Origin of the sequence: Porphyromonas sp. oral taxon 278 str. W7784 (assembly GCF_000467855.2) — a bacterium.
GTDB lineage: Bacteria > Bacteroidota > Bacteroidia > Bacteroidales > Porphyromonadaceae > Porphyromonas.
This window is the reverse complement of sequence record NZ_KI259258.1, coordinates 171,041-193,007: the sequence shown is the minus strand read 5'-3', so window position 1 is coordinate 193,007 and position 21,967 is coordinate 171,041. Positions and strand designations below refer to the sequence as shown.

The following is a 21,967-nucleotide window of genomic DNA, read 5'->3' as shown; positions in this document are numbered from 1 at the left end:
AGACGACCTACCGTGGATCCCTTTTGAGGGGTGCTGAACTACTTGCTACCCTTCGGGCGTTAGTAAGACAGAGGCCCATGCCTCGACTACGAACGAATTGGCCCCCACGCCTCCCTCACAGCACGGAGCGCAAAGGGCTCCGTCCCCCTCGAGCATCGAGGGTCTACTTAGGCACAGCTATTAAACCTCCGCCCCCATCCTCCCTCTAAAGGAAGAAGGTAGGATGACTGACTCTAGCATCGAACCTCATCACTCAGATCACATATATCTATAAAAATAAGATAGAAGATAAATCACCTAGTATAAATCCCATAAAAACAGATACAAACCCACCCGAAACGAGCATATATATCCATCGGTTAGATCGTCCTATCTCCTCCGACCGCTCGCCTCGGACGAACCCCTTCTGACGACTGCGAACATTAAATCGGCAAAACCTCTGCCCATCACGCCTGGGGAGCGTGCTAGTCCAAAAGAAAAGAAGTAACTTTGTAGTGACCAGTTTTCGCTTATTAATTATACAATTAGATTGAATTATGCTTAAAGAAAAAAAATCACACCTCACCCGAGTTGGGGTATTCTACGACGGCAACTACTTCTGGCACGTCAGTACTTTTTATTATCAGTATCACGAACGAAAAAGTCGCCTCAGCGTAGGAGGTCTGCATCGCTTCCTCAAATATCAAATCGCTCAACTCGAGGGAACTTCTCCCGAACTCTGCAAGATCGTCGATGCACACTACTTCCGTGGTCGCCTCACCGCTCCCGAGGCAGCTCGTGCTTCGGGCGACGTGCTCTACTACGAGCGTCTCTTCGATGATGTGCTCAATGCTGAAGGCGTGACGATGCACCACCTCCCTCTGTCTCGTGCGGGCAAGGGGAACAAGAAGAAGGAGAAAGGCGTCGACGTACTCTTCGCCCTCGAAGCTTATGAGCGTGCCCTACAGCACGAGTTCGATGTCGTGGTGCTCATCGCCGCAGATGGCGACTACATCCCACTCGTGCGCAAGCTCCATGCCCTAGGTACGCGTGTGATGATCCTCGGCTGGGACCTCGAGCACGATGGTGAGGCACGTCGTGAGCCAACGACTACCTACACATCCTTCGAACTCCTAGAGGAAGCGACCTACCCCATCATGATGAACGAGCTGATCGACAGCCGTGCCTTCCGGAGCGACCCCATCATCAACGGGCTCTTCGTCAACAAGGGCGTCTCCGAAGAGCGTAGCCGAGAAGTCAAGGGTCGCCCCTATCAGGCGCCTACCGCTCACTCCCGCCCCATCGACTCGGCCAGTGTGGATCGTCTCAAGGATGACGAACTGCCCCCCGCCGAAGAGGAGAAGGCTAGCGCTGAGGACGACAAGCCCCGTCTAGCCCAGGCTCCCGAGCCTGAGGTCACCCTCTCGGTGCAGGACTCGATCGAAGCACCCGAAGTCAAGGTCATCGGTCACATAGACCTGCCCGAAGAGAAGCCAACCATCATCCTCGGCGAAGAGCTACCCTCAGGCTTCATCCGGGGGCAGATCAATACCCTCAAGGCAGGCTTCGGCTTCATCGACGTCGGAGTCAAGGAGAACGCTTTCTTCCACTACAAGAGTCTGAACGGAGTGAACTTCAATGACCTCCTCGTCGGAGACTTCGTAGAGGTCCATCTGAATCGCAACGACAAGGGTCAGCTCGTCGCTTCCGACGTCACCCTCCTCGGTCAAGAGTAGAGCCCGAGCGACTTCCTAAAATATTTAGCCCTGCCCAGAGCACTCGTCGGAGCGCTCTGGGCAGGGCTTTTTTACATACCCCTACGGTACGACCCACACCCTAGCCCTGCTTGGATCAGAGGGTTAGCTACGGGAGGAGAGAGAACGTACATTCGTAGGGTTTGCGTCTTTCTCTTTGAATATATACATTTGTTCATGTGAATAAGATGGCTCTGGTGCCACAGCTTCTCAGCCCCGCTCCCTGGGCGGATCGACCTCGAGAAGAGCACCGATGATATTGGGTCGATAACTACGGCCCCTCACCCATTAGCACTTCACCACATGAACGGAACTATTAAAGAGACGGATCAGCGTCCGGGGATCGTCACAGCTATCTCCCCCGACGAAGTCACCGTCCAGATCCAGCAACAGAGTGCCTGTAGCCAGTGCCACGCCCGCTCTTGGTGTGTCAGCACCGAATGCAAGGATCGCTATCTACAGCTGAAGACGCACGGACGGAGCTTCTCCATCGGCGAGCCCGTTCGAGTAGTAGCTCGGACAAGCGTAGGTCGCTTGGCTGTGCTCCTGGCCTTCGTCCTGCCCCTCCTGCTCCTCGTGGCGGCGGTTGCCCTAGGGCAATCCCTGCTCCAGCTCAGTGAAGGGGGCTCGGTAGCTCTAGCACTCGGTGTCCTTACCCTCTACTATCTCCTGCTCTACTCACAGCGCCACCGCCTAGGGCGTCGCCTTACCCTTCGGGTCGAATCCCTAGCCCCTCACCACGAATAGCACTCTTTCCCTATGTATATCACGATCATCGTCTTGACGCTTATCGGAGCGATAGGAGCAGTCCTGCTCTACTTCGTCTCTCGGAAGTTTGAGGTCAAGGAAGACCCTCGCATCGCAGAGGTAGCAGATGTCCTGCCCCAGGCGAACTGCGGGGGCTGTGGCTTCCCTGGTTGTGCCGCCTTCGCTGGCGCTTGTTGTAAGAGCGAGACCCTCGAGGGGCTCTTCTGCCCCGTAGGTGGGACGCCCGTCATGGACAAGGTCAGCGGGATCCTCGGCATCGCTGCTCAGAAGCAAGACCCGCTGGTAGCCGTCGTCCGATGCAACGGTACCTGCGAAGCTCGACCCCGCACCAACATCTACGACGGAGCTAGTAGCTGTGCCATCGCCTCCGCCCTCTACAAGGGGGACACCGACTGTAGCTGGGGCTGTCTCGGCATGGCAGACTGCGTCCATTCGTGTAACTTCGACGCCATGTACATGGACTCTGAGACCCGCCTGCCCGTCATCCTCGAGGACAAGTGCGTGGCCTGCGGTGCCTGTGTCAAGGCTTGCCCTAAGACCATCATCGAGCTACGCAAGAAAGGGCCTAAGAGTCGGCGCATCTTCGTCAGCTGTGTCAACAAGGATAAGGGCGGTGTCGCTAAGAAGGCTTGTAGCAATGCGTGTATCGGTTGCTCCCTCTGCTTCAAGGAGTGTAAGTTCGATGCCATCACCATCGCCGACAACCTCTCCTACATCGATCACACCAAGTGTCGCCTCTGCCGTAAGTGCGTCCCCGTCTGTCCTACCCACGCCATCCATGAGCTAGGCTTCCCTCCCCCCAAGCCTAAGGAACCTCAGGAAGAAGCCCCCAAGAAGGAGAAGGAGCCTACAGCCCCTTCCACTCCTACACCACCCTCCGAACCGCTTACTGCCTAACCTATAGACCTCTCACCTACGACACATGCTACGTACATTCCGTCTCGGTGGTATCCATCCCCCCGAAAACAAACTTTCGGCAGAGCAGCCCATCAGAGAGCTTCCTCTACCACGTGAGGTCATCATCCCCATAGGTCAGCACATCGGCGCTCCTGCCGTCCCTACCGTGCAGAAGGGCGACCTCGTCAAAGTCGGTACAGTCATCGCTAAGACCGGGGGCTTCATCTCTGCCAACATCCACTCCTCCGTCACCGGTAAGGTCACCAAGATCGACAGCTTCTTCGACGCTGGGGGCTACAAGCGCCCCGCCATCGTCATCAGCGTATCGACCGAGGAGGAAGAATGGGAAGAAGGCATCGACCGCTCCCCTGATCTCATCAAGGCATGTAGCCTAGAGCCTCGGGAGATCATCGAGCGCATCTCCGCCGCCGGTATCGTAGGGCTCGGAGGAGCGACCTTCCCCACCCACGTCAAGCTCTCCCCTCCCCCAGGAGCTAAGGCTGAGGTCTTGATCGTCAACGCTGTAGAGTGCGAACCTTACCTCACCAGTGACCACGCCCTCATGCTCAGCAAGGGAGAAGAGATCCTCGTCGGCGTAGAGATCCTCAAGCGTGCCCTCGGGGTAAGCCGTGCTGTCATCGGGATCGAGAACAATAAGAAGGATGCCATCCTCTACCTCTCCCAGCTCGCTATGGACTACGAGGGCACAGAGGTCCTTCCCCTGAAGGTGCAGTACCCACAGGGCGGGGAGAAGCAACTCATCGACGCCGTCCTTCGCAAGCAAATCAAGAGCGGTGCCCTACCTATCTCCGCAGGAGCTGTCGTGCAGAATGTCGGGACGGTATTCGCTGTCTACGAAGCCGTGCAGAAGAGGAAACCTTTGGTCGAGCGCATCACTACCGTCACGGGCAAGCACCTGGAGACCCCCTCGAACTTCCGAGCTCGCATCGGCACACCCATCGGGCATCTCATCACAGCCTCGGGCGGTCTACCCGAAGACACGGGTAAGATCATCGGCGGTGGTCCTATGATGGGTAAGGCGCTGTTGAGCACCGAAGTTCCCGTGACCAAGGGCACCTCGGGCATCCTCATCCTGCCCCGTGAAGAGTCCACCCGTCGCCCCATGCGCAACTGCATCCGCTGCGCCAAGTGCGTCTCCGTCTGCCCTATGGGGCTTAACCCTGCCTTCCTCATGCGGGATGTCCAGTATGCCGACTGGGAAGCCACCGAGAAGGGCTATATCGTGGACTGCATTGAGTGTGGGTCCTGTAGCTACACTTGCCCTTCTAACCGCCCTCTCCTTGACTTCATCCGTACGGGCAAGCAGAAGGTCTCCGCCATCATCCGTGCCCGCAAAAGCTAATCCCCATGGATCGTCTCATCATATCCCCCTCCCCTCACATCCACAGCGGTGACAGCGTCGAGCGCAACATGTATGCGGTGCTCATCGCCCTAGCTCCAGCGTGCTTAGTCTCACTCTTCACCTTCGGGCTAGGAGCCTTCGTTGTCCTACTTGTAAGTGTCCTAGGCTGTGTCGTCACCGAATGGGCTATCACTAAGTATCTCTACAAGCGACCCACGTCCATCGGCGATGGATCCGCCATTCTTACGGGGCTCCTCCTCGGGATGAATCTTCCCTCGAGTCTCCCCTGGTGGATCATCCTCATCGGCGCAGTGGTGGCGATCGGTGTAGGGAAGATGAGCTTCGGAGGGCTCGGAGGAAATATCTTCAACCCCGCACTTGTGGGGCGTGTCTTCCTCCTCATCGCCTATCCTGCTCAGATGACGCTCTGGCCACAGCCTGGGCAGTACATGAGCTATACCGACGCAGTGACCAGCGCCACCCCACTAGGCATAGCCAAGGGGATACAGACAGGTGCTCCTGGCATGAGCTGGGACCAGATCCCTTCGTCCATGGACCTCTTCTTCGGCATCCATGGCGGTAGTCTGGGCGAAGTGAGTGCGCTAGCGCTACTCCTTGGGCTGGGGTACCTGCTCTATCGCCGAGTGATCACGTGGTACATCCCCGTAGCCGTACTAGGGACGGCCTTCGCCTTCTCTGGGCTCATGCACCTCATTGACCCAGCGCTCTATCCCTCACCCCTCTTCCACCTGCTCACCGGTGGTATGATGCTCGGGGCGATCTTCATGGCGACGGACTATGTGACGAGCCCCATGAGCGCCCGAGGTCAACTCCTCTATGGTGCGCTGATCGGTCTACTGACGATCCTCATCCGTCTCTTCGGCAGCTACCCCGAAGGGATGTCCTTCGCTATCCTCATCATGAATAGCTTCACTCCTCTGATCAACATGTATATCCGTCCGAAGCACTTCGGTGGACGTTAGCCGTATGAAGAAGCTCAGTTCGACACTCCCCAACATGCTCCTCTCCCTCGGAGGGATATGCGTCCTCGTCTCGGGGATACTCGCTGTCGTGAACCACGTGACGACGGCTCCCATCGCCGAGGCAGAGATGAAGGCCAAGGTAGAAGCTATCCGTGCCGTAGCCCCCGCCTTCGATAATAACCCCTTTGCGGAGAAGATGCTCGTCCTCCCCGAGGGCGAGACAGACAGCCTCACCGTCTACCCTGCTAAGAAGGGCGGGGCTCTGGTAGGCTTTGCCATCGAGAGCTACACGCAGAAGGGCTTCAGCGGGCTTATCCGTGTGATGGTCGGCTTCGATGCTACGGGTCAGCTCGTAGACTTCTCCGTCCTCCAGCACTCCGAGAGCCCTGGTCTCGGATCTCGCATACCCGAGTGGTACCACGAGAAGAGCGAAGGCTCTGGTATCCGCGATGTACGTGGGCTGGACATGAAGAAGGAAGCCCCCCTCACCGTCTCTAAGGATGGGGGGAAGGTAGACGCTATCACCGCTGCGACGATCAGTAGCCGTGCCTTCCTCGATGCAGTCAATCGTGCTTGGCGCACCTTCTCTACGCTCGAAGTCAGGACAGGTGAAGCTCCCAGCCCAGCCCCCGCAGTAGCGCCAGCCGACTCCTCGGCATCGAAGTAACCCCCTACCCTCAGTCCTCGATCCTATGAAACCGCTAGATATCATCCGCAACGGCATCACGACGGAGAACCCTACCTTCGTGCTCCTCCTCGGTATGTGCCCTACGCTCGCCACGACGACCTCAGCGCTCAATGGTATGGCGATGGGCTTGGCGACCATGTTCGTCCTCATTTGCTCCAATACCGTCATCTCCCTGATCAAGAGCCTCGTCCCCGACGCTGTCCGCATCCCTAGCTTCATCGTCGTCATCGCAGGCTTTGTGACGATCGTGCAGATGCTCATGCAGGCCTTCGTCCCTAGCCTCTACGCTTCGCTGGGGCTCTTCATCCCTCTGATCGTCGTGAACTGTATCGTGCTCGGTCGTGCCGAAGCGGTAGCAGCCAAGCAGGGTGTCCTCCACTCGTGCCTCGACGGCGTAGGTATTGGCCTCGGATTCACTCTCTCCCTGACGGTGCTGGGCCTGCTACGTGAGCTCCTCGGCAGTGGTGCCGTCTTCACGCTACAGATCCTGCCCAAGGAATACGGAGCACTCCTCTTCGTCCTCGCTCCTGGAGCCTTCCTCGTGCTAGGCTACCTCATCGCCCTCAAGAATAAGCTCAGCAGCAAGAAGTAATCCACCCATGACACATTACCTCCTCCTCTTTGTCGCTGCGGTCTTCGTCAACAACGTTGTACTCTCGCAGTTCCTCGGTATCTGTCCCTTCCTCGGCGTATCCAAGAAGGTAGACACGGCGCTGGGCATGGGCGCTGCGGTGACCTTTGTCCTAGCCCTCTCGACGATGTGCACCTTCCTTCTCCAGAAGTTCGTACTAGAGCCGCTAGGGATGGAGTACATGCAGACCATCACCTTCATCCTCGTCATCGCCGCCCTAGTGCAAATGGTAGAGATCATCCTCAAGAAGGTATCACCCGCCCTCTACCAAGCCCTCGGGGTCTTCCTTCCCCTGATCACTACGAACTGCTGTGTCCTCGGGGTAGCGATCCTAGTCATCCAAAAGGACTTCAACCTCCTCGAGAGCATTGTCTACGCCATCTCCATTGCCTTAGGCTTCACCCTGGCGCTAGTAGTCTTCGCTGGCATCCGTGAGCAACTCAGCCGCACCGAACTGCCCCCCGCTATGAAGGGCATACCCATTGCGCTGATCTCAGCGGGTCTCCTTGCCATGGCCTTCATGGGCTTCAGTGGCATGGTGAAGATGTAAGGCGTACAAGCCCCCTCCCTCATACGATACCGGCCAGCCCGCATCTGCGAGCTGGCCGGTACTGTTTTTTCCCGAGCAAGGGCAAGGAGGAAGCCCAGTCGTCCCCGCCGTAGCGCCATAGCCTTACCCCTCGGAGCTAGCCTACTGACGCTCTCACTCCTCTTGGGCTAAGACCGCCCGATATATGTAGGCGATGCTATGCAAATCAGCCTTTTCATCAGGCAAGAGCTCAAAGCCCCTACAAGGCTCATCCTTCGGGGTACTCCTCACATAGTCTAAGGTAGATCTAGCTGGGGGATCTGTTGTTCGTCCAATCACACTTCAAGTGTACCTCTCTACTCCTCCTACAGGACAAGCAAGCGCCGACCTGTAACGTGCTCACGCTTGGCGATACTAGGACGGGGATCCTATCCCTAAATGCGACCATCCATACGCACACCGTTCGACACTTCTGGGACAAGGAGGTAAGTTGCTCGGTAGCCACGCAGGATACTAGGCAGAGCTCTTACTATCCCTCTTACAAACAAGGCTTAGGAGATCCTCCCGAATGCCATTGCAGAGCTCCGACTGAGCTCCTTAGCTCTTCTGATGATCTGATAATAGCTTAGAAAGCTCCTTGGCAGTGTAAACATACCGCTCGGAAGATCTGCCCTCTTCAAGATTAAGCACATGGATTACATCAGATATCCATTGAGGGTTCTCTTCAACGACAAAAGTGAGCATTGGCTCCAACAAGGACTTATAGCTCGGAAGATCTGGAGCAACCTGAAGCTCTTTATACATCTCATACCGATCTAAAGAAAGGAACTCGAAAAGTTCTTTCTTCAGGATCGTTGCCTCCCTCTTGGGCAAGTTCCCAGTGAAGGACATACACGCCATAGCCTTAATTGCCTCTGCTCGAACTCCTCTCCCTTGACGAGAAGATCTCACTAGATAGAGGAAGGTATCAACGACATGCCCTACCTCTTGCTTCTTGAGCAGGTCATCCATATCATTAAGAAGAGTCCCCTTTCTCATAGAGAGGGTTATTTCCGATAAAACTTGCCCGTAAAGAATTCTTTCCGGGAAGCTAAACCCCCTAAAGTAAGTATCAAACTGAGACACATTACGAAGAGAGGGCCTCCTCGGATATGTCTCTTCCTCTTCTGGGATCGGAGCGAACAACCTCTCTAGGATACTTTTACTTCCTTTCCATTGAGACACTTGCTTCAGCTCTTCCTCATAACTTGGGATAAGCACATAGGTCTGGGTAGGAACATCTAGTTGTAGAATTCGTTTCGAATGTAGAGCTAAATAAACACCAAAATCCTTGTAGCAAAGCAAATAGAGCAAGAAGTAATCTCTACAATCCACCTTGCTAAATATCCGGCTGTAGCGAGGGATAACTAGATTAAGATAACGCTTGAGATCTCGCACCGAATTCAAGGATTCTACGACTGTACTACCGACCTCCTCCCATCCCTTCTGAATTTCTTCATATACCATAGCATAACCATCCTTTCCCCTCATATGTAACTCTATCCTCATAAGTCGCTTCAGCATTTCCTTATCTAGCTCTGGCAAGGGAATCTCCCAGGAGATATACTTGTCAATGAAGGAATGATCAAGCCCGTGATCTAGATGTTTCTTCAGCACGTTGTTCACATACGCCTTGTCATAGGCTGTGATGAAGACCGTATTCGAGAAGGAGGCGTTGCGGTCGATAAGCTTGAGGACTTCCAGTATTTCTTCTCCTGAGAGCCGGTCTAGATCATCAAGAAGGACATATACCCGCTTACCGAGCTCTCTAAGGGTGCGATTGACCGCCTCCTGCTCTTTCCCTGGCAAGAGTAAAGTAAGCAACGAACCCAAGGGACGAGTCCATTCATACTGATTGAGCAATCCTATATGCTTAGTGTAGCGAGCGAGTAAGAGTCCAAAGCCTAAATAATGCCGGGATAACTCCTTCGCAAAGGAATCAAAGAAGTCTTCTGGGATCGAGGAAACAGACTTCGAGCCACGAGGGTTGAATGAAATAATGATCCCGCCATCCTTCTCTAATCGTTTTCTCAAGAGGTTGATAAACGAAGTCTTTCCCCTTCCCCAAGGGGCAAGAATCCCGACCGTCAAAGACCCCTTACTCAGGTCTAATGCTTTCAGATTCTTGTGCTCGACCCAAGCCATCGCAGAAAAGTTCAACCAGTCATCCTTCTCACTTTCTATGGCATTATCAGGGTCTATGACCCGAGAACTTAGCTCCATCACCTTTTGAGCTTCTTCCTTGCTCGTAGGCTGTAGTCTGTCGCTCCATCGGTATAGAATGAGATAACCTAACAGGCAAGAACCTACAGCAACACAAAGACTCAGGAGAGCCCACACTAAGGAAGGCTTCCCTTGTGCTTGAGGTGGGAAATAAAGAACGGCACAAAGGACCAGCAAAACTAAGCCCAGGAAGAAGCGATCTTCCTTCGACCTTGATCGGAGGGCGATGGCTACAGCCCCACCCCAAGGAATTAGCAAGAGATCCGCCCAAGCTAGCTCCCCTAAGTAAGGGATCGACCAAAAGGAGAAAGAGCCTTCCCAATGCCTATAGCAAAGATAGATCCCAAGCAAGAGGATGAGCCACAAGGAGACAGGACGAGGGACATAGATCTTCCGATAATCCCATTCCCGCTTAAGTAGGTAGCCGACAAGGAGGAGAACTAATCCACCGAACCAATTTGGCGATAGATGGGATAAGCAAGTCGACTCGATGAAACTGAGTAGTGCCAAGAGGGGCTTCTGGAGCATGCCGAAGGCCACGGCTACGACGACTACGGGGATGATATGCTTTGACCACGCTTGGTGCATGTCTTCTACCCATGCTAAGAATGAAGTCCAGGTGCGACTCATAGCTAGGAAGATGTATTAGGTCGGTAATGAATGAGGAACTAGTATCAGAGCAAAGGTAGCAGTTTCGGAACGTGCTAACAAGTGCTATCTTATGAGGTTTTTCCTTAGCTCGTGCAAGGGGGAGAAGGCGGGAGAAGCGCCTTATTTACAGGGGGCTTCTTGCCTCAGAAGGAGGGTTGAAGAGAAAGCAAAAGAGGCAGTAGTAGCTACACCTTAGAAGCACCAGTAGCGCCTCCTTGGAGGTAGCAGTAGTACCTCAGGAGAGGCGCTACTGGTGCCTCGGGAGAGACGCTGAAGGAAGGGCGAGGAGAGGGAAAGCGTAGGGAAGAGAGAAGCCCCCGTAGCGAAAGGAGGCTTTCGCTACGGGGGCTATCGTTGATGCGCTGAGGGGACAGGGGAGCAAGAGCCCGCTGGGAGGGGAAAGGAGCGGGCGCTTGGGCGGGGAGGAGGCGACGGGGCTAGTGGGCGGCGAGCCACGTGGGGCCGTGGCCGATGCTGACCTCGAGGGGAACGAGGAGCGAAGGGTAGATCGACTCCATCGTCGCGCGTACCAGCTCGGTCATCTCTTCGAGTTCGGCGAAGGGGACGTTGAAGTTCAGTTCGTCGTGCACCTGCAGGATCATGCGACTGTGGAGCCCCCGCTGACGGATCGCTTCGTCCAGGCGGATCATGGCGATCTTGATGAGGTCGGCAGCAGAGCCTTGCAGAGGGGCATTGATGGCGTTGCGCTCGGCGTAACCACGGACGACGGCATTGGCGCTATTGATGTCGGGTAGGAGGCGACGGCGGTCAAGGAGCGTCGTCACATAGCCCTGCTTCTTAGCGGTCTCGATGACCTCCGTCATGTAGCGAGCCACCCCAGGATAAGAGGCAAAGTAGCCGTCGATAAGCTCTTTGGCCTCCTTGCGGGGGATAGAGAGCCGTTCGCTGAGCCCAAAGGCAGAGATCCCGTAGATGATACCGAAGTTGGCAGTCTTCGCACGGCGGCGCATGTCGGGCGACACTTCTTCTAGGGGGATGCCGTAGATCTTGGCAGCCGTAGCCTGATGCACGTCTTGTCCTGAACGGAACGCCTCGATGAGGGCAGGGTCTTGGCTGAAGTGCGCCATCAGACGAAGCTCTATCTGCGAATAGTCGGCACTGAGGAAGGTACAGCCTTCGTCCGGTACGAAGGCCTCACGGATAGCACGGCCTTCGGGAGTGCGGATGGGGATGTTCTGGATGTTTGGATTACTGCTGGAGAGGCGACCCGTAGCAGCGATGGTCTGATTGAAGGTGGTGTGGATCTTGCCATCGGGATAGACCAGTTCAGGCAGGGACTCGACATAGGTGCTGAGGAGCTTCTTCACCCCTCGATAGTCCAGGATCTTCCCTACGACAGGATGCTTGTCCCGAAGCTTCTCCAGCACCTCTTCGCTTGTGGTGTAGCCACCAGTCTTAGTCTTCTTGGGCTTGTCGACGATCTGGAGCTCATCGAAGAGCACTTCGCCCACCTGCTTACTGCTGTTGATATTGATCGGATGGCCGATGAGGGTGTTGATCTCTTCCTCGAGAAGGGCAAGGGCACGCTGGAGCTCCTCGGCCTGCCGGGCAAGACACGCTTTGTCTAGGCGCACGCCCTCCCGCTCCATCCTGAGGAGGACAAGCATCAGAGGCATCTCGATCTCCTCGAAGAGCTTCGTGAGTCCCGCCTTCTCCATCCGTGCCGAGAAGTACTCATAGAGGAGGTAGGTGATGTGGGTGTCCTCGGCAGCGTAGAACTGTAGGCGCTCTGGCTCGACCAGTCTTAGGTCGAAGGACTTTGTAGTCTGGGGAGCGATCATTTCCTCGAAGGGCATCATCCGATAGCCTAGGAACTTCTCCGCCAGCTCATCAAGCCCGTGACGCATGTCTGGATAGAGGAGGTAGTGGGCGATCATCGTGTCGAAGAAGGGCCCAGCGACCTCGACACCGTAGGAGCGGAGCACCTGCAGGTCGTACTTCAGATTCTGGCCTACCTTGAGGAGACCCTCACGGGTGAAGAGGGGGCGGAGCTCCTGCAGGAGGGTGCGAGCTGCCTCGGCATCGGCAGGCACGTCGAGGTAGTAGGTCTTCTCGGCATCTAGGGCGAAGGTGATGGCGACGAGCCCTGCGGTCAACGGGTCGATGCCCGTGGTCTCGGTGTCAAGCGCTAGGGTCTTCGCCCCTTCAGCACGAGCGAGGAAGGCGGGGAGGGAAGAGCGATCGAGCACTTCGATGGAGAGCTTCGGGAGGGCTGATACTTCAGGCATCTCAACCTCCTCCCGCTCCTCGAGCTGGGCGAAGAGATCCCCCATCGGTTCAGGCTGAGGCTTAGGGGTAGCGGGACGGGCTGGGCCTAGGACACGGGAGAGGAGCGTGCGGAACTCCAGATCCTCGAAGAGCCTACGCACAGCCTCTTCGTCCTTGGGCTCTCGGGCAAATGCTCCTGGGGTATAGTCTAGAGGGACATCGCTGCGGATCGTAGCCAGATAATAGGACAGGCGAATAGCCTCCGCCCCTTCCTGGATCTTCTTGCCTGTAGCGCCCTTGATCTCGGAGGCGTGCTCTAGCAGGCTGTCGATCGTACCGTATTCGGCGAGGAGCTTCTGCGCTCCCTTCTCCCCGATACCCTTACAGCCGGGGATGTTGTCCACCTTGTCCCCGAGGAGGGCAAGGTAGTCAATGACTTGGAGGGGCGACTGGAGCCCGAACTTCTCCTTAATCTCTTCCGGTCCCCAGACTTCGTAGCCTCCTCCCTGCATCGGGCGGTACATCCGCACCTGCTCGGTCACTAGCTGTCCGTAGTCCTTATCCGGGGTGACCATGTAGACCTCACGGCCTGCCTCGGCAGCGTGAACGCTGAGCGTACCGATGACATCATCCGCCTCGTAGTCTGGGACTTCGACGGCGGGGATGCGGTAGGCCTTCAGCAGCTCCCGAATGAGCGGTACGGCTATGCGTATCCCCTCGGGCGTCTCTTCTCGCTGGGCCTTGTACTCGGGGTATTCCCGATGCCTAAATGTCCCCCCAGGAGGGTCAAAGACTACAGCGATCTCGTCGGGATTCTCCTTCCCCAGCAGATCTTCAAGCATAAGCACGAAGCCGAAGACTGCGCTAGTATTACGCCCTTTGGTGTCGATCCGTGGGGACTTGATGAAGGCATAGTAGGCTCGGTAGATGAGGGCGTAAGCATCGAGGAGGAAGAGGCGCTGAGGCATGAGGATAGGGTATGTGGGAGGTGAAGAAGAGTAGATAAACAAAGAGGGGGAGAAGAGTAGGCTACTACAGGGGGATGATGGCATGACCCGACCCCAGATGGTAGTACTCGCAGTGAGCGAACTCATAGAGATCCAAGCCTCGACACCTGATCTTGATCGTCGGGAGCAAGTGTGCAGCTTCTGGACGAGGAGGCTTCGAGGCGGGGAGTATGACGAAGTAGACCCGCCCCGAGAGTAAGTGTATATCGCTCCCGACACTCGAAGAGCGCTGTTCATAGCGCCGAGCACGCCCAGCAGGAACGGCAACAAAGGGTACATCCCCTTTGACCTGCACATTCGCAGGGAAGAGCGTTCCTGGGTGGCGAGGCGGAGTACCAGAGAAGCCTCCGAGGAATAGGTCTTCCACAGGATAACCACCCCGTTTGGCGCTATAGCCGGAGCAAGTGACATCCTTGCTCATGTAGTACACCTGTCCGAGGTCGAAAGCCTCTGTCTTCCGCTGGAGCTCAGCCGTAGCCCGAGCGACGAACTGCAGATACTCAGGGGAGTCAGATGCTAAGGTATCCTCTCTGATCGTAGAGACGAAGTTGAGATAGAGCTCCTTGGCTATCTCCCCAGGAGCAAGGAAGCCAGCTCGGAGGAGGGCAGGCACATAGAGGTCGGGGGTGAGCTCCTTGGCCTCGGGGAAGAGAGGCGTGTGCGTGGGATCGGAGACCAACACTTCGCCCGAAGAGACAGCCCAGCTAAGATCGAGGAAGAGCGTATCATCGGGGAAGCGAGGATGCCGAAGGACGAGGAAGGTATCCAGCTTGGCGCTTGTAGAGTCACTTGCGAAGAGCTTGTAGCCCTCCACCTTGGCTCGGCTGAAGGGGAGAGCCTCCTTGAAGCGGGAAGGCAGCTCTTCTTGCTCCTGCGAGAGACGATCGAAGACATAGATATAGCTCTTAGCGGGGGCGGGAAGTCCGAACTGTAGGCTGTCTCCGACACGGACAGTGAAGCCCCCAGGAGCTGAGAAGCTCTGCTGTGCGGAGGCCGTACCACCGCCCAGAGCGATGAGGAGCAGGAGATAGATGTAGCGATACATGGAGCAGAGGGGGATGAATCGTCGTCGATGGAGGAGATTTCCCGAGGCCTTCTCCGAGCAAGAGGCGGAGGAGAAGAGACTCTAAGAGTATAAGCAAAGATATTCATTTTGCCTAAGACCATGGGGAAAATCCCCCCTTCCCCGACCTCTCCCTCTTCCAGCTAAGAGGGAGCGGAGAAGTAGGCTCGAGACGAAGTGAAGGAGCGAACAAAAGGAACACTGTCTACCGAAGAAGCCACAAGGAGCTAAGGCGGGAAGTTCGCCCGTATGAAAGCGGGAAGCTCCGTGACGGTCATACGAAAAACAGCTACCTGCAGGGCCCGAAAGTCTGCAGGTAGCTGTAGTGAAGCGGGGGAAGAAGCGACGAGCTGGAAGAAGAGCCGTTGCCCTGATTCGACGAGGGAGGCACCACTAGCGCCTACTCGGAGGTAGCAGTAGCGCCTCCTTCGAGGTAACAGTAGCGACAGAAACCTCGAAAGCCTTCTCCCCTAAAGTCCCCAGCGGTAGAGCGTCCGCCGATAGAGGGCTAGTGCTAGGCGACGGAGGGTATCGTTAGCCGGCCAGAAGCGCTCATAGCGCTTCCAGAGCTTACTCCCAAGGAGGATCTCCCGTTTGCCTCGGATGACCACAGTCACTTCTGCTAGGATCTGATCCCGTGTGCACTGCTCCCGCTGATAGGGATTGCCGTCTCCTCGGAGCGTGTAGACAGGGCCGTCGATGCGAGTGATGCGATGGATGAGGTAGCCCCGATCTAGGTGCACCAGGACGATACGACCCACTGTATAGGAAGCCTCTGTCAGCTGAGAGAGCACGATCTTATCCTTGTCCCCTCGGATGAAGGGACGCATACTCGAGCCACGAGGCAAGAGGCGAGGATGCTTCCCCGCCGCTATCCTATCTAGGACCTCGGCGAAGAAGAGTTCGCTCTGGATCTTCTTCTGCTTCTGCAGAGCTGTTAGGCCTATTCCTCCAGTCATCGACACGTCTTAGGGCAGTAGCGTGCGAGATAGCTGGACAGCCTCTTCATCAGGACGGCAATCTAGGCGGTAGACGGGGATCTGCTCCAGCACATCCGCTACCGTGTCGAAGGTAGCCAGGTGGCGCTTCTTGTCCGAATGCAGGAAGGCTGTCGAGGAGTAGAGCGAGTCGAAGCTATCCCGTCCACGGAGCTTCGTCAGCTTATTCTCTGGGCTCTGTCGGAGGTGAACAAGAGCAGTGACGTGAGCGGAGGCATTACGGTAGCAGGGAGTACTTCCGCTCCATGGGCATCCGAAGACACGCACTTCGCCATCCTCCATGATACGCAGGATCGGCTCGTCGTCATTGAGGAGTGTCGCCCCGGGGACGAACTTGCGCCAGAGTCGGCTGTGCGTGCTCTTGCCCGTACCACTGGTACCGAGGAAGAGGAGGGCATTGCCTTCTAGCTCCGTCACAGAAGCGTGGATCTTCAGCATATGATGCGGGGCTATCGCCACTCCGTAGACGATCATGACCAGGCGGTTGATGAAGAAGAAGTCCGAAGGATCATCCATCAGGACGTCGGACTGGACTTCCTGCCAATCTCGGTCGATGACCATCGTGTGCGTGCGCTCCTGAGTCGATAGCTCCAGCAGGAGGCGAGACTCAGAGGTATGGTAGATGGAGGCTCGTACCCCGTCGAAGAGCTTATCCTCTAAGAGGGTCTTGCGAGGTAGGGCGGAGAGGTCGACTCCCCCCGTGAAGGTGAAGAGTAGCGACGCTCCTTCGGGGAGGGCGTCTACATGGAAAGGCTCATAGTTCGGCAGTATAGCACGTGTAGCCTCTGCCGAAGGGGTAATCAATCGGATATACTCCTGAGCAATACAATAAGTCAGTTGCTGGTCCATACAGTATATGAGTCTCTTTAGTGGCGATGCCCAGTGCATCGCTTGATGGAGAGAAAGAGGCGAGGGAAGGAGAGGAAAAGCCTACGACGAAGGCGGTCAGCTTGAGAGCCCTTGGGGTAGCTAAGGCTACGTAAGCGCTTCGTGTAGGGGAGAAGGAGAGTGAGTAGCCCTGGAGCCGTCTGCGCATGACGCATAGCCCAGAGCGAGAAGATGAGTAGCCGGCGATAGAGGGTCTCATGGAGCAGAGGGAGGTAGTCCGCCTGTAGCGCCTCGATCGTAGGCCGTAGATCTAGGAGGTTCTCGAAGAGGTAAACGATCCGCCCGTCATAGCTCTCCGTGATACTCCCCGAGCGTGCTATCCGATAGTGGTAGCCGAGCCAAGAGAGGTAGCGGTAGCGGTGTACCCGAGCTAGAGCTTCGAAGACAAAGGGCGTATCCTCATAAGGCCTCCCTACAGGGAAGCGAAGTCTTCCCATCGTCTCTGTACGGTAGATCTTCCCCCAAGCCATGCCTGTGACTCCGGAGAGATCAGCGAGGTGTCGAAGGGCTTCCTCCGAGGTAAATTCAGCCCCTTGAGCAAGGACGGAGCGCTCCTCACCCGTCCGACAATTCACCTCGATATAGCCTAGCTCGAGGACGTCGATGAGCGGGTTTGCCTCGAGGTAGGACATAGGGGCAGAGAAGGCATCTTCCGTCAGCCAGTCGTCCGAATCAACACAGGTGAAGAACTCCCCTTGCATCAGGTCCATCGCCGCATTGCGTGCTGCTGAGAGCCCAGCATTAGCCTGATGGACGACACGGATGCGCTGGTCCCGCTCCGCATAGCGATCGCATAGGGCTCCGCTCCCATCAGTAGAGCCGTCGTCGATGACGAGCACCTCTAGATCGGAATAGGGCTGGCTCAGTATCGAGTCTAGACATTGCTCGAGATAGGGAGCGACGTTGTAGACGGGGACGAGTACAGAGAGCAGTGGGCTGGGGGAACTCATAGCATTTATAGCGGGCTAGACGCCTTACGCCTCCTTGTCTCGGAGCTAGACGAGTTCACCCCTCCCCCAAGCACTATGCAGGGCAAGAGAGCGACGTCGGAGCTAAGAGCAGGGAAAGAGTAAAGCCGGTGAGCCATGGCGCTTCTAACTGTGATGAAGGATGCTTCGATCCTGATCAGACTGAACTTATAGCCTCGAAAAGGAAGGTACGTCAATCCTTAGTAGACGGCATCTTCATCGCCAAGACTAACGAAGCTTCGATCCTAGAGGGACTACACTACTATCTCTGAGGCAGACTGTGCGTCTACGTTGGGAAGACGACACCTCTGCCCACGAGATAGACGAAGCATCAGTCCTTCGTAAGGCTATAAAGTAGAAAGAGATACACCCCTCCAGTCGATGGAGGAGTGTATCTCTTCAGTAAACTTAACGGCGAATGCCTAGGCGCTGGAGCAAGGTCTTTTTCTTCTTCTTGTTCCCGTAACCATAGCCGTAACCATAGCCATAGCCGTAGCCATAACCATAGCCATAGCCGTGTCCGCTCTCGGTAGCACCGTTGAGGACGATGGCCATGTTAGTCAGGATATGATCGTCGTACAAGCGCTGAAGCTCAGGGAGCGCACGGCGGTCAAGCTTAGCAGCACGAAGGATGAAGATCGTGAGGTCTGCTACACGATTGGCGATAGCAGCATCAGCGACACTACCGAAGGGCACGTTGTCAAAGACGACGAAGTCAAACTGTTCGCTGAGCTTATCTGCAAGCTCGTCGAGACGCTCGCCAAGGAGGAGCTCCGCAGGATTAGGCGGTACTGCTCCAGAAGCGATGACAGAGAGCTTAGGAGCATTGGGGTCCTTGCGAATGATCTGATCGACCTGTACCGTCGGATCGGAGAGATACTCGGTGACCCCCTTACCGATGATACCGGCACGATGGGAGAGTGTCCCCTTACGCAGGTCTAAGTCAACAAGTACTACACGATGACCAGAGAAAGTAAGCGTCTTAGCCAGGTTGTAGGAGACGTAGGACTTACCTGCTGATTCTCCGAAGGAGGTGAAGATGATCTTCTTCGTCTTCCCTGCTGCTGATCCGATCATGAAGCGCATATTCTCACGTAGGACGCGGAAGGCTTCTGACGTCTCATCACCACCCTGCTCACGTACACCACGAGTATGACCAGACTTTGCTCGCTCTTCCTTCGGGATATCCCCGAGGAAAGGAATAGTAAGACGATCCAGGATGTCCTTGCGGGTACGCACCTTATTATCCGTCAGGAGACGTACGATCAAGAAGATCGTAGGAAGGGCTAACCCAAGCAAGAAGGCGAGGACGATCGTTCGGAGTGTATTGGGGCTGACAGGAGGGGTGTTAGGCGCATCATTCATATCCAGGATATAGGCACTATCCTGGGTCATAGACTGACGCAGAGCATACTCTTCACGCTTGCTCAGGAGCTCGGTGTAGAGACCTTCCTGGATAGCCAGGCGACGATCAATGTCAGCCTTGGTACGGCCTTCCTCGGTTACTCCTGGGAGCTTAGAGAAGAGGGCAGACTGATCTCGCTCGACACTCTTGAGGCGAGCTCTTAGGGCGCTTGCCTGCTGGTTCAGGATCTCGGTTGCACTCTTACGAAGTTGATCCAGCGTAGCATCGTACTCAGCGATGACGGGGTTCTGCGTACTACCACCAGAACTTTCGACAAGCTTGTCCCGCTGGAACTTCAGCTGGTTGTACTGCGTGATGTAGCCATCTAGCTCGGGGTCGGGCATAGCGATATTCAGAGGCATGAGCTCGTTGCGCTTGCTCGGGCTATTCAGCTGAGAGAGCATGTAGGAGACAAGCTTGAGCTGCTTCTCGATCTTGATGGAAGCATCTTCCTCCTCAAGGGAGCGAGCGTTGTAGCTCTCGACCTTAGAGGTAAAGTCAATAGTCTTATTACGAGCTGAGAAGCGAGTCATATCTTGCTCAACAACCCCCAGTTCTCGGCTAAGAGCCTCCAAGCGTTCGTTGACGAACTCAGCAGTATTCTTTGAGACTTGATTACGCATCTCTACCTCCTCCTGATTGTAGGCCATCACCTGAGCAGCGAGGATATCAAGTGCTCTCTTCAAGGTCTTATCTCGGAGGGTCAGAGTGAGCGTAGATGTCTGCGCCTCAGGCTGAGTTATAGCAACAGAGTGCTGATAGAAGCGTACAGCATCCACAAAGGGGATGCGACTGACTTGGATCTCTGAATAAGCCCAAGGAGCATTAAAGGTTTTCCTTGCTTCTACGATGAAGCGAGTCTCTCCGATGCGGATAGGCTCTCCTACAGGGATCACCTGTGTCCGCCCGTCCTTACCGAGCTTAATCGAGACATGGCTAGCATCTTGATAAGACACACGGAAAGTATTAGCGACATCCAGCGTATCCAAGAAAGTCACCTTAAACGGCGCTTCATCATAGAGCTCCAGTGTGCGTAATCCACTCTTGACATTGTAGAAGACATTAGCTCCCGATAGTCTAACCGTACGCTGCATGACCCGACGAGAAGAAAGCTGAATACGCTCGTTGGAGACATTGAGTCGAGTGTTGCGCATGTAGCGGAGCATATTGTCGTCGACCATCGTACGCTGCGAAGCATCACGGATGAAGATCTTGACCACCCCTTCGTAAGTGAACGGCTGGCGTGCATTGCGGTAGAGGGCAAGAGCAACGACGATCCCCACACAGAGGATGTAGAGGAACTTGTACCGATAGAGGTACATGAAGATATCGACGAGATTCAGGTCTGCTCCCTTGTCACTCGGTCGATTAGTTATTTGCTGTTCAGGCATAATGAGACGTCTATCGCTTGAGGACCGAAATAATAGCTAGGGCAGAGAGGATAGCAGAAGCGGCTGTCGAGACATAGCCAAGAGCCATGCTGACCTTCTGATCAGTATCTCGAGTACGATACTTGTACTCAGCATAGATAATATCATTCTGCTGGAGGTAGAAGGCTGGAGAATCAAAGATACTCTTCGAGCGCATATCTAGGCGGTAGTAGACGTACTCACGACCGACACGTCGGATGACACTCAACTTAGAGTAGTCAGCCTGATCAGATAAGCCTCCAGCTCGAGACAGTAATTCTAAGATATTCGTCTGTGCATTGTCGAGGTGGAAGGAACCTCTGTCTAACAGCTGGGCTTGACTGCCAGAGAGCGTACGATTGACTTCGAAGGCACCAAGGAGGTAAACTCGCAGGTTATCGAAGCTCGTCACGACATGGGCGTCCTTGAGGTAGTTGCCTCCGACGAGGAGATTTCTAATGTGCTCGCTCACTTGCTCTAGGCTCAGCCCTGTGACGGAGACATTACCGAGGATAGGGAACTGGATCTGGCCATCAGCATCAACTAGGTAAGAGTTGAGGGTATCGACAGGAGCCACCGTAGGTCCGTTCTTCAGGAGCGCTTCGGCACGTACACTCGTGGCGGTGCTCTGAGGAGCAGCAAGCCTAGAGTTGAAGGGCAGAGCTAGCTCGGGAGAAGCGAGGCTAGACACTATGATACGAAGCTTATCGCCCTTCTGGACGACGATCCCTACATCATGTTTGACGCCGTAAGCCTTAGCTACCTCGATATCCTGGAGGTAGTTCGTACGCTTAGCCGAGTCACACGATGCGAGGGTTAGGAGTGCGAGGGTCATCATAGCCCCCCCCCATATCCGAAGTAATCTCTTGGTCATTATCGTGAAAAGTATTTATGCTTAGAATTTCTTACCAAATATAATGGAAATAGCCGTAAGGGTGATAATCTTGACGTCGGTAAAGAGTGAGTAGTTGTCAAGATACTCCAAGTCCATACGGAGGCGCTCAAGCATCTTCTCGATCGTGTCTGTATAGCCATTATACAGGGTGGCGTAGGAGAAGAGTCCTGGACGTACGGCATAGAGGCGTACATAGTCGGGGTTGCGCTCCATGATCTGATCGATGAAGAACTGGCGCTCAGGGCGAGGACCAACGAACGACATCTCACCCTTAAGCACGTTCCACAGCTGTGGGAACTCATCCAGGTGGTGAGCACGAATGAATGCCCCGACACGCGTCAGACGACTATCACCATCGCTATAGAGCTGAGGACGATTGTCCTTCTCTGCATCCATTCTCATGGAGCGGAACTTATAGAGGGTGAAGGGCTTCCCCTTGTAGCCTATGCGGACTTGACGGAAGATGACATCTCCCGATGGATCTTCTCTCTTGATCAGGATAGCGATGATCACCATCACAGGCCAGAAGATAAGGAGGGCGATAAGAGCAAAGATGAAGTCACATGCTCTCTTAATTACGCGTTCGAATGCATTCATAGA

General features: G+C 55.3%; 18 protein-coding genes. 9 read left to right on the top strand and 9 right to left on the bottom strand.

The window, feature by feature from the left end; all coding sequences use genetic code 11:
* Positions 1-536: 536 nt before the first annotated feature.
* The 8 genes from HMPREF1556_RS07315 to rsxA all read left to right on the top strand — a co-directional run bounded on the left by HMPREF1556_RS07315 (position 537) and on the right by rsxA (position 7,613).
* Positions 537-1,715: an NYN domain-containing protein gene (locus HMPREF1556_RS07315; RefSeq protein ID WP_021667781.1), complete on the top strand. Its 1,179-nt coding sequence runs from the start codon at positions 537-539 to the stop codon at positions 1,713-1,715.
* A gap of 321 nt (positions 1,716-2,036) precedes the next feature.
* Positions 2,037-2,480 (top strand): SoxR reducing system RseC family protein, encoded by a 444-nt coding sequence (locus HMPREF1556_RS07310; RefSeq protein ID WP_021667778.1) that lies wholly within the window; start codon positions 2,037-2,039, stop codon positions 2,478-2,480.
* A gap of 12 nt (positions 2,481-2,492) precedes the next feature.
* Positions 2,493-3,398: a Fe-S cluster domain-containing protein gene (locus tag HMPREF1556_RS07305; RefSeq protein ID WP_021667777.1), complete on the top strand. Its 906-nt coding sequence runs from the start codon at positions 2,493-2,495 to the stop codon at positions 3,396-3,398.
* A gap of 25 nt (positions 3,399-3,423) precedes the next feature.
* Positions 3,424-4,761: an electron transport complex subunit RsxC gene (gene rsxC, locus HMPREF1556_RS07300; protein ID WP_021667776.1), complete on the top strand. Its 1,338-nt coding sequence runs from the start codon at positions 3,424-3,426 to the stop codon at positions 4,759-4,761.
* Between the two features lie 5 nt (positions 4,762-4,766).
* On the top strand, positions 4,767-5,744 hold the full coding sequence (locus tag HMPREF1556_RS07295) for an RnfABCDGE type electron transport complex subunit D (protein ID WP_021667775.1): 978 nt from the start codon (positions 4,767-4,769) through the stop codon (positions 5,742-5,744).
* 4 nt (positions 5,745-5,748) lie between these two features.
* Positions 5,749-6,411: an RnfABCDGE type electron transport complex subunit G gene (locus HMPREF1556_RS07290; RefSeq protein ID WP_021667774.1), complete on the top strand. Its 663-nt coding sequence runs from the start codon at positions 5,749-5,751 to the stop codon at positions 6,409-6,411.
* Between the two features lie 25 nt (positions 6,412-6,436).
* Positions 6,437-7,024 carry an RnfABCDGE type electron transport complex subunit E gene (locus HMPREF1556_RS07285; protein ID WP_021667773.1) on the top strand — a complete coding sequence of 196 codons (588 nt, stop codon included), beginning with the start codon at positions 6,437-6,439 and terminating at the stop codon, positions 7,022-7,024.
* Between the two features lie 7 nt (positions 7,025-7,031).
* Complete coding sequence (gene rsxA, locus HMPREF1556_RS07280; protein ID WP_021667772.1) at positions 7,032-7,613, top strand: electron transport complex subunit RsxA; 582 nt, start codon at positions 7,032-7,034, stop codon at positions 7,611-7,613.
* Between the two features lie 576 nt (positions 7,614-8,189).
* On the opposite strand, the gene HMPREF1556_RS07275 is transcribed toward rsxA, so the two are convergent.
* Complete coding sequence (locus HMPREF1556_RS07275; RefSeq protein WP_198141869.1) at positions 8,190-9,854, bottom strand: P-loop NTPase fold protein; 1,665 nt, start codon at positions 9,852-9,854, stop codon at positions 8,190-8,192.
* Between the two features lie 490 nt (positions 9,855-10,344).
* Between HMPREF1556_RS07275 and HMPREF1556_RS08750 the strand changes: the two genes are divergently transcribed.
* A complete protein-coding gene (locus tag HMPREF1556_RS08750; RefSeq protein ID WP_198141867.1) occupies positions 10,345-10,503 on the top strand; it encodes a hypothetical protein in 159 nt (52 codons plus the stop codon).
* Positions 10,504-10,942: 439 nt separating this feature from the next.
* On the opposite strand, the gene polA is transcribed toward HMPREF1556_RS08750, so the two are convergent.
* The 8 genes from polA to HMPREF1556_RS07235 all read right to left on the bottom strand — a co-directional run bounded on the left by polA (position 10,943) and on the right by HMPREF1556_RS07235 (position 21,964).
* Positions 10,943-13,702 carry a DNA polymerase I gene (gene polA / locus HMPREF1556_RS07270; protein WP_021667770.1) on the bottom strand — a complete coding sequence of 920 codons (2,760 nt, stop codon included), beginning with the start codon at positions 13,700-13,702 and terminating at the stop codon, positions 10,943-10,945.
* Between the two features lie 64 nt (positions 13,703-13,766).
* Entirely contained in the window at positions 13,767-14,786 is a 1,020-nt protein-coding gene (locus HMPREF1556_RS07265; RefSeq protein ID WP_021667769.1) for a hypothetical protein, read from the bottom strand.
* Between the two features lie 488 nt (positions 14,787-15,274).
* Positions 15,275-15,763 (bottom strand): S24/S26 family peptidase, encoded by a 489-nt coding sequence (locus HMPREF1556_RS07260; RefSeq protein WP_021667768.1) that lies wholly within the window; start codon positions 15,761-15,763, stop codon positions 15,275-15,277.
* A 9-nt stretch (positions 15,764-15,772) separates the two neighbouring features.
* Positions 15,773-16,651: a hypothetical protein gene (locus tag HMPREF1556_RS07255; protein ID WP_021667767.1), complete on the bottom strand. Its 879-nt coding sequence runs from the start codon at positions 16,649-16,651 to the stop codon at positions 15,773-15,775.
* 17 nt (positions 16,652-16,668) lie between these two features.
* Positions 16,669-17,640 (bottom strand): glycosyltransferase, encoded by a 972-nt coding sequence (locus tag HMPREF1556_RS07250; protein WP_021667766.1) that lies wholly within the window; start codon positions 17,638-17,640, stop codon positions 16,669-16,671.
* Positions 17,641-18,066: 426 nt separating this feature from the next.
* Positions 18,067-20,454: a tyrosine-protein kinase gene (locus HMPREF1556_RS07245; RefSeq protein WP_021667764.1), complete on the bottom strand. Its 2,388-nt coding sequence runs from the start codon at positions 20,452-20,454 to the stop codon at positions 18,067-18,069.
* Between the two features lie 10 nt (positions 20,455-20,464).
* On the bottom strand, positions 20,465-21,346 hold the full coding sequence (locus tag HMPREF1556_RS07240; protein WP_021667763.1) for a polysaccharide biosynthesis/export family protein: 882 nt from the start codon (positions 21,344-21,346) through the stop codon (positions 20,465-20,467).
* Positions 21,347-21,367: 21 nt separating this feature from the next.
* A complete protein-coding gene (locus HMPREF1556_RS07235) occupies positions 21,368-21,964 on the bottom strand; it encodes a sugar transferase (protein ID WP_021667762.1) in 597 nt (198 codons plus the stop codon).
* Positions 21,965-21,967: the final 3 nt, after the last annotated feature.